This window comes from Planomonospora antibiotica, from assembly GCF_014647955.1.
GTDB classification, from domain to species: Bacteria; Actinomycetota; Actinomycetes; order Streptosporangiales; family Streptosporangiaceae; genus Planomonospora; species Planomonospora parontospora.
Map to the genome: position 1 here is coordinate 1 of NZ_BMQE01000082.1, position 14,592 is coordinate 14,592.

The window sequence follows — 14,592 nt, forward strand, 5'->3', positions numbered from 1 at the left end:
CCGTATCGTCCGTTTCGTGTCAATCCGACCCGATTCGTCCGATCCCGGTCCGACCGGAACCGCCCCGTTTCCGGGGCAACCCCTCTAACTTACCTCGACATCCCGTTCGTGTCCAATCAACCGATTTTCGGTGACGGGACACGACCAGAGGCCGAGGTTCATTCGGTGGGGTCTCCCCGAGGCCCGTCCGCCGATCCGGCGTCCGGCCCGCTCTCGGGGCATTGAGAACCTTAGGTCGCCTCCGGGGCATCGTCAAATCCACGAGATGCTCTGAATCCGCAGGTCAGGAGGGCACAAGCGAGAAGCCTTCCCTCATCGCTACCGGAACGTTACCCTCCGGACGACGAACGCCCCGGCCGGAGCCGGGGCGTTCACCGCGCGAGCCGGGGGTCAGACGACCTCGACGGCGCCGAACCTCTTGCCGCGGCGCAGGACCAGGTAGCGCCCGTGCAGCAGGTCCGCGGAGGCCGGCACGTAGGCCTCGTCGACGACCTTCACGTTGTTGAGGTACGCACCGCCTTCCTTGACGGCACGACGGGCCGCGGACTTGGACTCCACCAGCCCGCTCCCCGCCAGGAGGTCGACGAACGGGACCCCGAGCGCGGACACCTCCATGCGGGGCACCTCGGCCAGGGCGGCTCCCAGTGTGTGCGCAGGCAGCTCCTCCAGCGAGCCCCTGCCGAACAGCGCCGCCGACGCCGCGATCACCGCGGCGCACTCGTCCGCCCCGTGCAGCAGCGTGGTCAGCTCCTCGGCGAGCGCGCGCTGCGCCTCCCGGGCCGCCGGGCGTTCGGCCGCGGCCTTCTCCAGCTCCTCGATCTCCTCGCGGGACCTGAAACTGTAGATCTTGAGGAACTTCACCACATCGCGGTCGTCGGCGTTCAGCCAGAACTGGTAGAACGCGTACGGCGAGGTCATCTCGGGGTTGAGCCAGACGGCGCCGCCGGCGGTCTTGCCGAACTTGGTGCCGTCCGCCTTGGTGATCAGCGGCACCGTCAGCGCGTGCACGTGGCCGCCGGTCACCCGGCGGACGAGGTCGGTGCCCGCGGTGATGTTTCCCCACTGGTCGCTGCCGCCGATCTGCAGCGCGCAGCCGTGCCGGCGGTACAGCTCCAGGTAGTCGTTGGCCTGCAGGATCTGGTAGCTGAACTCCGTGTAGCTGAGTCCCTCACCGCCCAGCCGCGCGGACACCGACTCCCGGGCGAGCATGCGGTTCACCGGGAAGTGCTTGCCGACGTCGCGCAGGAAGTCGATGGCGGACATGCCCGCGGTCCAGTCGAGGTTGCTGACGAGGATCCCGCGCGACTCGTCGGAGAAGTCGAGGAACCTCTCCACCTGGACCCGGATGCGCGCCACCCACTCGGCGACGACGTCGGAGGAGTTGAGCGAGCGCTCCGTGCTGCGCCCGCTCGGGTCGCCGATCAGGCCCGTCGCACCGCCCACCAGGCCGATGGCCCGGTGGCCCGCCTTCTGCAGCCTGGCCAGGGTCAGCAGCGGGACCAGGTTGCCGACGTGGAGCGAGGGCGCGGTGGGGTCGAAGCCGCAATAGACCGTGATCGGACCCTCGGCCATCGCCGCCCTCAGAGCGTCGATGTCGGTGGACTGCGCGATCAGGCCGCGCCAGGCGAGGTCATCCAGAATGTCGGTCACGATCCTTGCTTTCATGCTCGTTGGGTCATTCACGGCTTCGCCTACAGCCTGCCCGATCCCGGCACCGTTGCGCCACTCGGAACCGCCGCGTCACCGCGGCTTCGGAGCGGCGACCCGGAGCGGTGGCCCGGAGCGGCAGGACGGTGCGGACGGCTCACCGGGTCCCGTTCCCCGCCGGATCCGCGGTGCCCCGCGGGCGGCGCGGGACGTGCACCCGGTACGGCGAGACGGTCGCGTCCCCGTCGATCCAGAAGCGCCAGGGCGTCTCCTTGCCCGACGACACCCCGGTGCGCGGCCCCGACCGGACCAGGCCGGGTCCGGGCGGGTCTCCTTCGAGTACGGCGAGCCTCCCGGAGGGTCCCGGCGGCCCCGCGGAGCAGGCGTCGAGCCCGTTGTGCCCGCGGCCGAAGCCGAGCGCCACCGCCAGCCGGGCGGGCCCCCGGGCGAGGTCGCGTCCGGAGACGGCCCGGGCCGTACCCGAGCCCCGGCGGGCGAGCGCCTCCCCGGTCCCGGCGATCACCTCGCCGGCCCGCAGCAGCACGCCCGATCCCACGCCCTCGGGGAGGCAGACGAGATTGGCACAGAAGTGCATGCCGTACGTGAAGTAGACGTACAGGTGGCCGGGCGGGCCGAACATCACCGCGTTGCGCGGGGTCAGGCCGCGGTAGGTGTGGGCCGCCGGGTCCTGTCCCGGCAGGCCGTACGCCTCCACCTCGGTCAGGCGCAGCGCGACCGGCCCGTGCACGAGCACCCGGCCCAGCAGGTCGGGCGCGACCTCGTGCGCGGGCCGGTCGAAGAAGTTCCGGCCCAGCGGCGCGGTCCGGGCGAGCGGATGCCCCTCGGACGCATCGGGCGCGGGCGCACCGGACCCGCCCGGCCCGCCGGCGGCGGTTCCGGCGAGCGGGTGATCGCCGGACCCGCCCGGCCCGCCGGCGGCGGTTCCGGCGAGCGGGTGATCGCCGGACCCGTCGGCCCCGCCGGGGGCGGTCAGTCTCCGATCGCCCATGCTGCCTGGGCGTCGACGGCCTCGCGCAGGGCGATGAGCTGGTCGCGGACCCGGTCGGGGGCGGTGCCGCCGTGGGCCTTCCGGGCCGCCAGCGCGCCCGGCACCGACAGGACCTCGCGCGAGTCGGGTGTGAAGTGCGGCGAGACCTTGGCGAGCTCCTCGTCGGTGAGCTCGTCGAGGTCCTTGTCGTTCACCTGGCACCAGACGACCAGGTGACCGACCGCCTCGTGCGCCTCGCGGAACGGCACGCCCCTGCGGACCAGCAGTTCGGCCAGGTCGGTGGCGAGGGCGAACCCGTCGGGCGCCGAGGCCTCCAGCTTGGCGGTGTTGACCCGCATGGTGGCGACCAGCCCGGCCATGGCGGGCAGGACGAGCAGCAGGGTGTCGACGGAGTCGAAGACCGGCTCCTTGTCCTCCTGCAGGTCCCGGTTGTAGGTCAGCGGCAGGCCCTTGAGCGTCGTCAGCATCGACATCAGGTTGCCGATGAGGCGGCCGCTCTTGCCCCGGGCGAGCTCGGCGACGTCCGGGTTCTTCTTCTGCGGCATGATCGACGAGCCGGTGGAGTAGGCGTCGTCCATCTCGATCCAGCGGAACTCCTGCGAGGCCCACAGGACGATCTCCTCGCCCAGCCGCGACAGGTGCGTGCCGATCATCGCCGCGCAGAACAGGAACTCCGCGGCGAAGTCGCGGTCGGCGACCGCGTCCATCGAGTTCGGCGCGGCCGAGTCGAAGCCCAGCTCGGCGGCGACCGCCTGCGGGTCGAGCGGGAGCGACGAGCCGGCCAGCGCGCCGGAGCCGAGCGGGGAGACGGCCGCGCGGCGGTCCCAGTCGCGCAGCCGGTCGATGTCGCGGGCGAAGGCATGGACGTGCGCGAGCAGCTGGTGGCCGAAGGAGACCGGCTGCGCGTGCTGCAGGTGGGTCATGCCGGGCGCCGCCGTCTCGGCGTGCTCCTCGGCCTGGCTCATCAGTGCGGTCTCCAGCTCGACCAGCCGGGAGACGATGTGCCGGACGTGGTCGCGGAGGTAGAGCCGCAGGTCGGTGGCGACCTGGTCGTTGCGGCTGCGTCCGGCGCGCAGCTTGCCGCCGAGCGTGCCGAGGCGCTCCAGCAGGCCGCGCTCCAGCGCGGTGTGCACGTCCTCGTCCGCCACGGTCGGCCGGAACTCACCCGCCTTGCAGGCCCGCTCCAGGTCGTCCAGAGCGCCGATCATGCGCTCCAGCTCCTCCTCGGTGAGCAGCCCCGCGCGGTGCAGCACCCGCGCGTGCGCCCGCGAGGCGAGCAGGTCGTACGGCACCAGCCGCCAGTCGAAGTGCACGCTCACCGAGAGCCGGGTCAGCGCGTCGGCCGGCCCCCCCTCGAACCGGCCGCCCCAGAGCCGCATCGGCTTGCCACCATCAGTCACCGTCTTCTCCCTCCCAGTTCAATCCGCGACCATAGCCCAATCAGACCTGGCGGGCGTCCCGAGCAGCCGCGATCTTCGAAGGAAGGCTCCACAGTTCGACGAATCCCTTGGCGAGGGACTGGTCGAAGGTGTCGCCGGTGTCGTAGGTGGCGAGGTTGAAGTCGTACAGCGAGGTCTCGGAGCGCCGGCCGGTGACGGTGGCCCGGCCGCCGTGCAGGGTCATCCGGATCTCGCCGGTGACGTGCCGCTGGGCCTCGGCGATGAAGGTGTCGAGGGCCTTCTTGAGCGGGGAGAACCACAGGCCGTCGTAGACGAGCTCGCCCCAGCGCTGGTCCACCGAGCGCTTGAACCGGGCCAGGTCCCGCTCGACGGTGACGTTCTCCAGCTCCATGTGCGCGGTGATCAGCGTGATCGCGCCGGGCGCCTCGTAGACCTCGCGGGACTTGATGCCGACGAGCCGGTCCTCGACCATGTCGAGCCGGCCGACGCCCTGGGCGCCCGCCCGCCGGTTCAGCTCGGCGATGATCTGGAACGGGGTCAGGTGACGCCCGTCGAGCGCCACCGGGACGCCCTCGACGAAGCTGATGATCACCTCGTCGGCCTCGCGCGGCTCGGCGGGGTCGGCGGTGTAGGAGTAGACGTCCTCGGTCGGGCCGTTCCAGATGTCCTCCAGGAAGCCGGTCTCGACGGCGCGGCCCCAGATGTTCTGGTCGATCGAGTACGGGTTCTTCTTGGTGGTCTCGATCGGGAGGTTCTTCTGCTCGGCGTAGGCGATCGCCTTGTCCCGGGTCCACGCGTAGTCGCGGGCGGGGGCGATGACCTTCAGCTCGGGGAAGAGCGCGGCCAGGCCGGCCTCGAAGCGGACCTGGTCGTTGCCCTTGCCGGTGCAGCCGTGCGAGACGTGCGTGCCGCCGAACTCCTTGGCCGCGGCGGCCAGGTGCTTGACGATCAGGGGCCGGGAGAGCGCGGAGACCAGCGGGTAGCGGTCCATGTAGAGGGCGTTGGCCTGCAGGGCGGGCACGCAGAAGTCGGCGGCGAACTCCTCGCGGGCGTCGACGACGACGGACTCGACGGCCCCGCAGTCGATGGCCCGCTTGCGGATGACCTCCATGTCCTCGCCGCCCTGGCCGACGTCGACGGCCACGGCGATGACCTCGGCGCCGGTCTTCTCGGCGAGGAACGGGATGGCGACGGAGGTGTCGAGGCCGCCGGAGAAGGCGAGTACGACCCGGTCAGTCATGGTTGCTCTCTTTCGGGAAAGTCTGCGGGGTGGTTCGGGGTGACCGGAGCGGCCCGCCGGAGGCGGGCTAACCGCGCCGGTCGGCGAGGCGCAGCAGGGCCTCGGCGACCGACGCCCCGCCCGTCGGGTCGCGGCTGATCACGAGGATCGTGTCGTCCCCGGCCACGGTGCCGAGGATGGACTCCCAGCCGGCGTGGTCGATGGCGGAGGCGAGGAGCTGCGCGGCGCCCGGCGGGGTGCGGACGATCACCAGGTTGGCGGACGCGTCGGCGGCGACGAGGAGCTCCTCGGCGAGGCGGCCGAGCCTGGCCACCGGGGACTCGCCGCCGTTGCCCAGCCGGTGCGGCGGGATCCGGCCGCCGCCCTCGCCCGGCAGGGCGTAGACCAGGGAGCCGTCCTCGGCGCGCAGCTTCAGCGCGCCGAGCTCGTCCAGGTCGCGGGAGAGGGTGGCCTGGGTGACCTCGACCCCGCTCTCGGCGAGGAGCTTGGCGAGCTCCGGCTGGGACCGCACCGCCCGCCGCTGGAGCAGCTCGGTGATGCGCGCCTGGCGGGCCACCTTGGTCATGGGGATGGTCATGCGGGTCGCCTGCTCTGCTCGACCAGCCAGTGCAGGACGGCCTTCTGCGCGTGCCGGCGGTTCTCCGCCTGGTCCCACACGCGGCTCCGGGGCCCGTCGAGGACCTCGGCCGTGATCTCCAGGCCTCGGTAGGCGGGCAGGCAGTGCAGCACGATCGCGTCGTCCGCGGCGGCGGCCATCACCTCGGCGCCGACCTGGTACGGCATGAGCGCGGCGATCCGCTCGTCCTTGCCCTCCTCCTGGCCCATGGAGATCCAGGTGTCGGTGGCGACCACGTGGGCTCCGGCGGCGGCCTCCAGCGGGTCGGCGGTCACGGTGACCCGGGCGCCGGTCGCCTCGCCGATCCCGGCGGCCCGCGCGAGCACCGCCGGGTCGGGCCGGTGGCCCTCGGGCGCGCAGATCCGCACGTCCATCCCGGCCGTGGCCCCGCCGAGCAGGTAGGAATGGGCCATGTTGTTGGCGCCGTCGCCGTAGTAGGCCAGGGCGAGGCCGGCGGTGCGGCCGAAACTCTCCCGGACGGTCTGCAGGTCGGCGAGGATCTGGCAGGGGTGGAACTCGTCGGTGAGCGCGTTCACCACCGGGACGGAGGAGGCGGAGGCCATGGCCTCGATCCTCTCCTGCCCGAAGGTCCGCCAGACGATCGCGCCGACCTGGCGCTCCAGCACCTTGGCGGTGTCCTCGATCGACTCGCCGCGGCCCATCTGGGAGGAGCCGGCGTCGATCACCAGGGGCAGGCCGCCCAGCTCGCCGATGCCGGCGGCGAAGGAGACACGGGTCCGGGTGGAGTGCTTGTCGAACAGGACGGCGACGGTCTGCGGGCCCGCGAAGGGGCGGTAGCCGTACGGGTCCTTCTTCATGGCCTCGGCCAGGTCGAGGATCTCGGCCTGCTCGGCGGGGAGGAGGTCGTCGTCGCGGAGGAAGTGCCGGGTCATGCGGAGGCCTCGTCAAGGATCGCGGGGAGCGCGGCGGTGAAGGCCGCGGCCTGCTCGGACGTGATGATCAGCGGGGGCGCGAGCCGTACCGCGTCGGGCTGGAGGGCGTTGACCAGGAAGCCGGCGCGCTGCGCGGCCTGCTGGACCTGGGCGGAGCGGTCGGCGGTGAGCACGAGCGCCAGCCACAGGCCCCGGCCGCGCACGCCGCCGAGCAGCGGGTGGCCGACCGCGGCGAGGCCGGCGGCGAACTCGGCGCCGACCGCGCGGACGTGCTCCAGCAGGCCGTCGGCCTCGATCGTGTCGAGTACGGCGAGCGCGGCGGCGGCGGAGACGGGGTTGCCGCCGAAGGTGGAGCCGTGGTCGCCCTTGGCGAAGATCGTTGCGGCCGGGCCGAAGCCGACGCAGGCGCCGATCGGCAGGCCGCCGCCGAGGCCCTTGGCCAGGGTGAGGACGTCGGGCAGGACGCCCTCGTGCTGGTGGGCGAACCAGTGCCCGGTCCGGCCGATCGCGGACTGGATCTCGTCGGCGACCAGCAGGGCCCCGGCCGCGGTGCAGATCTCCCTGGCGGCGGCGAAGTAGCCGTCCGGCGGGGGCACGACCCCGGCCTCGCCCTGGGTGGGCTCCAGGAAGACGGCGGCGCACTCGTCGGTGACGGCGTTCTTCAGCGCGTCGGCGTCGCCGTACGGGACGAAGCGCACGTCGACCGGGAACGGGCCGAACTGGTCGCGGATGGCGGCCTTGCCGGTCAGCGAGAGGGCGCCGATGGTCCGGCCGTGGAAGCCGTTCTCGGCGGCCACGAAGTAGGTCCGGCCGTTCGCCCTGCCGTGCTTGAGGGCCAGCTTGAAGGCGCACTCGTTGGCCTCGGTGCCGGAGTTGGCGAAGAACACCCGGCCCTGGCCGCCGAGCAGGCCGATCAGGCGCTCGGCGAGCAGCACCTCGGGCTCGTGCAGGAACAGGTTGCTGGTGTGCGCGATCGTGGCGACCTGCCGGGAGACGGCCTCGACCAGCGCGGGGTGGGCGTGGCCGAGGGAGCTGACCGCGATGCCGCCGATCAGGTCGAGGTAGGCGTTGCCGTCGGCGTCCCACACCGTGCAGCCCTCGCCGCGCGCCAGCGCCACGGGGGGCACGCCGTAGTTGGGCATGAACGCCGCTTCGAACCGCTCGCGCAGGCTCATGTGTCGCTCCCGTTCAGTCTGATGGTGGCGGTCAGCCTGCGCTTGACCAGGTTGGGCACGGCCACCGCCCCGGCGGTGTCGGGCACCACCATCGTCCCGACGCCCTGGTCGGTGAAGATCTCCAGCAGGACCGAGTGGGGCACCCGCCCGTCGAGCACGTGGGCCTGGGGCACGCCGCCCTGGACGGCGGCCAGGCAGGCCTCCATCTTGGGCACCATGCCGCTGGACAGGCTCGGCAGGAGCTCGTCGAGCTCCTTGGCGGTGAGCCGGTCGATCACCTCGTCGCTCTCGGGCCAGTTGCGGTAGAGGCCCTCGACGTCGGTGAGGACGACCAGTTTGGAGGCCTGCAGCGCCACGGCGAGCGCGGCGGCGGCGGTGTCGGCGTTGACGTTGTAGACGGTCCCGTCCTCGCCGCGGGCGACCGAGGAGACGACGGGGATGCGGCCGTCGTCCAGCAGCGCCTGCACGGCTCCGGCCTCGACCTTGACGATGTCTCCGACCTGGCCGATGTCCACCGGCTCGCCGTCGACGACGGCGTGCTTGCGCACGGCGGTGAACAGGTGGGCGTCCTCGCCGGACATGCCGATGGCGAACGGGCCGTGCCGGTTGATCAGGCCGACCACGTCGCGGTTGACCTGGCCGACCAGGACCATGCGGACGACCTGCATGGCCTCGGGGGTGGTGACCCGGAGCCCGGCGGTGAAGGTGGACTCGATGCCCAGCCGGTCGAGGTGGGCGTTGATCTGGGGGCCGCCGCCGTGCACGATGACCGGCTTGAGCCCGGCGTAGCGCAGGAAGACGACGTCGTCGGCGAACTTCTCCCGCAGGTGCTCCTCGGTCATCGCGTTGCCGCCGTACTTGATGACGACGGTCGCGCCGTGGAAGCGGGCCAGCCAGGGCAGCGCCTCGATCAGCGTGGTGGCCTTGGAGAGGGCTTCGGAGGTCCTCATGAGGAGTACGCCGAGTTCTCGTGGACGTAGGCGGCGGTCAGGTCCGTGGTGTGCACGGTGGCCGAGTGCGGTCCGGCCGACAGGTCGACGGTGATCGTCACGTCGCGGGGGCGCAGGTCCACCTTGGAGCGGTCGTCCCCGGCGGCGCCGCCCCGGCAGATCCAGATGCCGTTGATGGCGACGTTGAGCCGCTCGGTCTCGAAGACCGCGTCGGTGGTGCCGACCGCCGAGAGCACCCGGCCCCAGTTGGGGTCCTCGCCGTGGATGGCGCACTTGAACAGGTTGGACCGCGCGACGGCCCGGCCGACCTTGACCGCGTCGTCCTCGGAGGCGGCGCCGACGACCTCGATGGCGATGGCCTTGGTGGCGCCCTCGGCGTCCACCAGGAGCTGGCGGGCGAGGTCGGCGCAGACGCCCCGGACCAGTTCGGCGAACTCGGCGAGGTCGGGGGCGACGCCGGAGGCGCCGCTGGCCAGCAGCAGCACGGTGTCGTTGGTGGACATGCAGCCGTCGGTGTCGAGCCGGTCGAAGGTGACCCGGGTCGCCTCGCGGAGCACCGCGTCGAGCTGCTCGGCGGCGACCTCGGCGTCGGTGGTGATCACGCAGAGCATGGTGGCCAGGCCCGGGGCGAGCATGCCGGCGCCCTTGGCCATGCCGCCGACCGTGTAACCGCCGTCGGACCGCCGGAAGGAGATCTTGGAGACGGTGTCGGTGGTGCGGATGGCGTCGGCGGCGGCCAGGCCGCCGTCCCGGCTGAGCTGGGTGACGGCGGTGTCCACGCCGCCGAGCAGCGCGTCCATCGGCAGGCGCTCGCCGATCAGGCCGGTGGAGCAGACGGCGACCTCTCCGGCGGAGTCGTCCAGCGCCGCGGCGACCTTCTCCGCGGTGGCGTGGGTGTCCTGGAAGCCGAGCGGTCCGGTGCAGGCGTTGGCGCCGCCGGAATTGAGGACGACCGCGTGCACGCGGCCCCCGGACAGGACCTGCGCCGACCAGAGCACGGGGGCGGCCTTCACCCGGTTGGCGGTGAAGACGCCGGCCGCCGCGCGGGACGGGCCGTCGTTGACGATCAGGGCCAGGTCGCGGGCGCCGCCGGACTTGATTCCGGCGGCGATGCCCGCGGCCCGGAAGCCGAGGGGGGCGGTCACACTCATGGGGCGACTCCATTGAGGGGAAGGCCGAGCTCTTCGGACAGGCCGAGCGCGAGGTTGGCGCTCTGCACGGCGCCTCCCGCCGTGCCCTTGGTCAGGTTGTCGATGGCGATGACGGCGACGACGCGTCCTGCGCGCTCGTCCAGGGCGATCTGGAGGGCGGCGGTGTTGGCGCCGAGGGTCATCGAGGTGGCGGGCCACTGCCCCTCGGGCAGCAGCCGCAGGAAGGGCTCGTCCTTGGTGGCGGCCTCGTAGGCCTCGCGCAGGGCCGGCGCGGACAGGCCGGGGGCGGCGGGAGCCGTGCAGGTGGCGAGGATGCCGCGGCTCATCGGGGCCAGCATGGGGGTGAAGGAGACCGTCACCGGACGGCCCGCGACGGCGCCGAGGTTCTGCTCCATCTCGGGGGTGTGCCGGTGGACGCCGCCGACGCCGTAGGCGCTGACCGAGCCCATGACCTCGCTGCCCAGCAGGTTCGGCTTGAGCGACCTGCCCGCTCCGCTGGTGCCGGTGGCGGCGACCACGACCACGTCGGGCTCGGCGAGGCCGGCGGCCAGGGCGGGGAACATCGCCAGGGTGACGGCCGTGGGGTAGCAGCCGGGGACCGCGATCCGGCGCGCCCCGCGGAGCCGCTCGCGCTGGCCGGGCAGCTCCGGCAGGCCGTACGGCCAGGTGCCGGCGTGGGCGCCGCCGTAGAAGTGCTCCCAGGCGGCGGGGTCGGCGAGGCGGAAGTCGGCGCCGCAGTCGACGACCAGGGTGTCGCCGCCGAGGCGCCCGGCGATGGCGGCGGACTGGCCGTGCGGGAGGGCGAGGAAGACGAGGTCATGGCCGGCGAGGGTCTCGGCGGTGGTGTCCAGCAGGATCCGGTCGGCCAGCGGGGCCAGGTGGGGCTGGTGCGCGCCGAGCGGGCTGCCGGCGTTGGACCCGGCGGTCAGCGCGCCGATCTCGATCTCGGGGTGGGCGAGCAGCAGGCGCAGGAGCTCACCTCCGGCATAGCCACTGGCACCGGCGATCGCCGCTCTCATCCCGCTCTCCGCTCTCTGCATGGTCATGCAATGTCGCTCATAATCTTGCTAGGAAGATTATGCATCTTCCAGGATTTCCATGCAAGTGGACCGATCGGCCCTTACGGGCCCGACCCACCGGTCAGGATGGTACGGAGAGCGGGTGACGCCGCCGGCACCCGTGCATGAACATGCGTACGCGACGACCAGTGCGATTTCGGCACTGTTGCCCGTACCTACCGGTCGGTATCGTGACGTCTCCGGCCCTTCCACATTCCGGGAGTAGTTACGCATGACTGTCACCCACGACCAGGTCCAGGCCCAGCTCACCGGCCCCGGACAGCTCTTCGAGATGGAAGAGGTCCCCGGCCACGGCGGCACGGTCAGGACCTGGAAGCACGCCCCCGGCCACTTCCGGGCGCTCCTCGAGACGAGCAGGTTCCACGGTGACAAGGTCTTCCTCGTCTACGAGGACGAGCGCATCACCTACGAGGAGCATTTCCGGCGGGCCGCCACGCTGGCGCGGCGCCTGGTGGAGGAGTACGGCGTCACCAAGGGCGACCGGGTCGCCATCGCCATGCGCAACTACCCCGAATGGGTCGTCTCCTTCTCCGCCGCGCTGGCCGCCGGGGCGGTCGCCGTACCGCTCAACGCCTGGTGGACCACGCAGGAGCTGGAGTTCGGGCTGTCGGACTCCGGCGCCAAGGTGCTGATCGCCGACGGCGAGCGCGCCGGGAAGCTGGCCGGGACGGCCGTGCCCCTGATCGTGACGCGCGGCGAGGTCCCCGAGGGCGCCCGGTCGTTCGCGGACGTGCTGGGCGAGGTCGGGGCGGACGTGACCCTGCCCGCGGTCGAGCTCTCCCCGGAGGACCCGGCCACGATCTTCTACACCTCCGGCACCACCGGCGTCCCCAAGGGCGCGCTCGGCAGCCACCGCAACGTCGGCCAGTCCCCGCTGACCGTGGCCTACAGCCTGCTGCGCGCCGTGGTCAGGGCCGGCAAGGACCCGGCCGAGTCCGCGGGGCAGCGCCGCGTCACCCTGCTGAGCGTGCCGCTCTTCCACGTCACCGGCTGCTTCGCGGTGATGACCACCACGATGTTCACCGGCGGCGGTCTGGTGCTGATGTACAAGTGGGACGCCGGGCGGGCGCTGGAGCTGATCGAGCGCGAGAAGGTCACCGTCTTCAGCGGCGTGCCCACCAACGTCTGGCAGCTGCTCTCCCACCCGGACCTGGACAAGTACGACGTCTCCAGCCTCGCCTCCCTCGGGTACGGCGGCGCGCCCGCCCCGCCCAAGCTGCTGGAGCGCATCACCGAGCAGCTGCCCAGCCGGGCCCCGTCCAACGGCTACGGCATGACCGAGACCACCGCTCTGGCGATCAACAACAGCGGCCAGGACTACGCGGACAGGCCCGACAGCATCGGCCTGCCGATGCCCGTGGTCGAGGTCAAGATCGCCGATCCGCTCGGCGACGAGCTGCCCGCCGGCGAGGTCGGGGAGCTCTGCCTGCGCGGCCCGAACGTCATCCTGGGCTACTGGAACCGGCCCGAGGCCACCGCGGAGACCTTCGTGGGCGGCTGGCTGCACACCGGCGACCTGGCCCGGGTGGACTCCGACGGGTTCGTCTACATCGTGGACCGGGCCAAGGACATGGTCATCCGCGGCGGGGAGAACGTCTACTGCGCCGAGGTGGAGGCCGCGCTGTTCGAGCACCCGGAGGTGGACGACGCCGCGGTGATCGGGATCCCGCACGACGAGCTCGGCGAGGAGGTCGGCGCGGTGGTGCGGCTGAAGTCCCCCGTCGCCCCCGAGGAGCTCCAGGCGTTCCTGCGCGAGCGGATCGCGGCGTTCAAGGTCCCGGTGCGCTTCTGGATCCGTGAGGCCGAGCTGCCCCGCAACCCCGGTGGCAAGATCCTCAAGACCCACCTCCGCAAGGAGGTCCTGGGCTCCTGAGCCCGGCCGCACCGGGCGGGCGGCGGCGCGTTCCCGCCCCCGCCCGGTGCCGGTCCGGCGCCTCCCGGCCGCCGGACCGGCCGAAATCGGTTTGCCTTCGGGCCACCCGGCACCGAAACTAGCTGTTCGTGCCCGAAAATCCTGATCGCTCCCTCGCCGCGCTCCTCCGCCACCTGCGGATGGACCTGAGTCCCCTGCGCGACTCCCGCGAATTCCGGCTGCTCTTCGGGTCGGGGGTGGTCACGATGTTCGGCACCTTCCTCACCCTCGTCGCGGTCCCGCTGCAGATGAAGGAGCTCACCGGCTCCCCGCTGGCGGTCGGCCTGGTCAGCGCGGCCGAGTTCGTGCCCATGGTCGTGTGCGGCCTGTGGGGCGGGGCGATCGCGGACGCCCTGGACCGCCGGAAGATCATCCTCTACACCGAGGCCGGGCTCTGCCTGACGATCCTGATCCTGCTGGTCAACGCCCTGCTGCCGGAGCCCCAGGTCTGGGTGCTGTACGTGGTCGGCGCGATGTCGGCCGCCTTCGGCAGCCTGCAGCGACCCAGCCTCGAGTCGCTGATGCCGCGCGTGGTCCGGCACGACCAGCTGACCGCCGCCGCCGCACTGAGCAGCTTCCGCTGGAACCTGGGCGCCATCATCGCCCCCGGCCTCAGCGGCCTGATCGCCGCCTCGTACGGCGTCGCCGCCGCCTACGCGATCAACCTGGCCACCTTCCTGGTCTCGCTGGCACTGCTCTGGCTGGTGAAGGCGCCGCCGCGGGACGAGGACGCGCCCGCCGCCTCGATCAGGTCGATGGTCGAGGGCGTGCGCTACGCCGTGGGCCGCCCCGACCTGATGGGCACCTACCTGGTGGACGTCGCCGCGATGGTCTTCGCCTTCTCCACCGCGCTCTACCCGTTCCTCGCCGACCAGGTCGGCAGCCCCGAGGCGCTCGGCCTGTTCTACTCCGCCGCCGCCGTCGGCTCGCTGATCGCCTCGGTCACCTCCGGGTGGACCAACCACGTCCACCGGCACGGCCTGGGCGTGATCGTCGCCGCCCTCGTGTGGGGCGCCGCGGTGGCGCTGGCCGCCGTCATGCCGAACATGTGGGGCATCCTGGCGTTCTTCGCCGTGGCCGGGGCCGCCGACATGATCAGCGGCGTCTTCCGGGCCACCATCTGGAACCAGACCATCCCCGACTCCTACCGGGGCCGCCTGGCCGGGATCGAGCTGCTCTCCTACACCAGCGGCCCGATGCTGGGCAACGCCCGCGCCGGCCTGATGGACCACCTCGGCGGCACCCGCTTCTCCCTCGGCGCCGGCGGCCTGCTCTGCGTGGGCGCCGTCGCGGCCCTGGCCGGGCTGCTGCCGAAGTTCCGCGACTACGACGCCCGCACCGACGAGCACGCCGTCCGCGAGCGCACCCGCCGCGAGGAGCTCGCCCGGACCACCAAGCCGTGACCGCTGCGTGATGCTCCTGACGCGCTGCGTGGCGGTCGCTACCGGAATCGTTCGCGGTGCTCCGGCCTTCACGCCGGGGGTGGAGCGGACCGTCCTGCGGAGCAGGGCAGGGAAAGC

12 protein-coding genes are annotated in these 14,592 nt (G+C 72.4%); 2 read left to right on the forward strand and 10 right to left on the reverse strand.

Features of this window, described 5'->3' with window-relative positions; genetic code table 11:
• Positions 1-390: 390 nt before the first annotated feature.
• From tyrS to argC, 10 genes are all read right to left on the reverse strand, one after another.
• A complete protein-coding gene (gene tyrS / locus IEZ06_RS34380; protein ID WP_203872382.1) occupies positions 391-1,650 on the reverse strand; it encodes a tyrosine--tRNA ligase in 1,260 nt (419 codons plus the stop codon).
• Positions 1,651-1,804: 154 nt separating this feature from the next.
• Complete coding sequence (locus IEZ06_RS34385) at positions 1,805-2,656, reverse strand: DNA-3-methyladenine glycosylase (RefSeq protein WP_203872381.1); 852 nt, start codon at positions 2,654-2,656, stop codon at positions 1,805-1,807.
• A complete protein-coding gene (argH, locus tag IEZ06_RS34390) occupies positions 2,638-4,035 on the reverse strand; it encodes an argininosuccinate lyase (protein WP_153054137.1) in 1,398 nt (465 codons plus the stop codon). Before argH ends, IEZ06_RS34385 begins: the two co-directional genes overlap by 19 nt.
• 61 nt (positions 4,036-4,096) lie before the next feature.
• Positions 4,097-5,296, reverse strand: a complete 1,200-nt coding sequence (locus IEZ06_RS34395) for an argininosuccinate synthase (RefSeq protein ID WP_189240846.1) — start codon at positions 5,294-5,296, stop codon at positions 4,097-4,099.
• 67 nt (positions 5,297-5,363) lie between these two features.
• Positions 5,364-5,873, reverse strand: coding sequence for an arginine repressor (locus tag IEZ06_RS34400; protein WP_189240847.1), 510 nt, complete (start codon positions 5,871-5,873; stop codon positions 5,364-5,366).
• Positions 5,870-6,805, reverse strand: coding sequence for an ornithine carbamoyltransferase (gene argF, locus IEZ06_RS34405; protein WP_189240848.1), 936 nt, complete (start codon positions 6,803-6,805; stop codon positions 5,870-5,872). Before argF ends, IEZ06_RS34400 begins: the two co-directional genes overlap by 4 nt.
• Positions 6,802-7,980, reverse strand: coding sequence for an acetylornithine transaminase (locus IEZ06_RS34410; protein WP_189240849.1), 1,179 nt, complete (start codon positions 7,978-7,980; stop codon positions 6,802-6,804). The genes argF and IEZ06_RS34410 overlap by 4 nt, the downstream gene beginning before the upstream one ends.
• Complete coding sequence (gene argB / locus IEZ06_RS34415) at positions 7,977-8,930, reverse strand: acetylglutamate kinase (RefSeq protein ID WP_068895350.1); 954 nt, start codon at positions 8,928-8,930, stop codon at positions 7,977-7,979. The genes IEZ06_RS34410 and argB overlap by 4 nt, the downstream gene beginning before the upstream one ends.
• A complete protein-coding gene (argJ, locus tag IEZ06_RS34420) occupies positions 8,927-10,081 on the reverse strand; it encodes a bifunctional glutamate N-acetyltransferase/amino-acid acetyltransferase ArgJ (RefSeq protein WP_189240850.1) in 1,155 nt (384 codons plus the stop codon). Before argJ ends, argB begins: the two co-directional genes overlap by 4 nt.
• A complete protein-coding gene (gene argC / locus IEZ06_RS34425) occupies positions 10,078-11,121 on the reverse strand; it encodes an N-acetyl-gamma-glutamyl-phosphate reductase (RefSeq protein WP_373293988.1) in 1,044 nt (347 codons plus the stop codon). Before argC ends, argJ begins: the two co-directional genes overlap by 4 nt.
• Before the next feature lie 250 nt (positions 11,122-11,371).
• Here argC and IEZ06_RS34430 point away from each other — a divergent pair, with 250 nt between their 5' ends.
• Both IEZ06_RS34430 and IEZ06_RS34435 read left to right on the forward strand, forming a co-directional pair.
• Positions 11,372-13,033, forward strand: coding sequence for a class I adenylate-forming enzyme family protein (locus tag IEZ06_RS34430; protein WP_189240851.1), 1,662 nt, complete (start codon positions 11,372-11,374; stop codon positions 13,031-13,033).
• 128 nt (positions 13,034-13,161) lie between these two features.
• The gene (locus IEZ06_RS34435; RefSeq protein ID WP_229799099.1) at positions 13,162-14,475 is read left to right on the forward strand and encodes an MFS transporter; all 1,314 of its coding nucleotides are present in this window, start codon (positions 13,162-13,164) and stop codon (positions 14,473-14,475) included.
• The last annotated feature ends 117 nt before the right edge of the window (positions 14,476-14,592 follow it).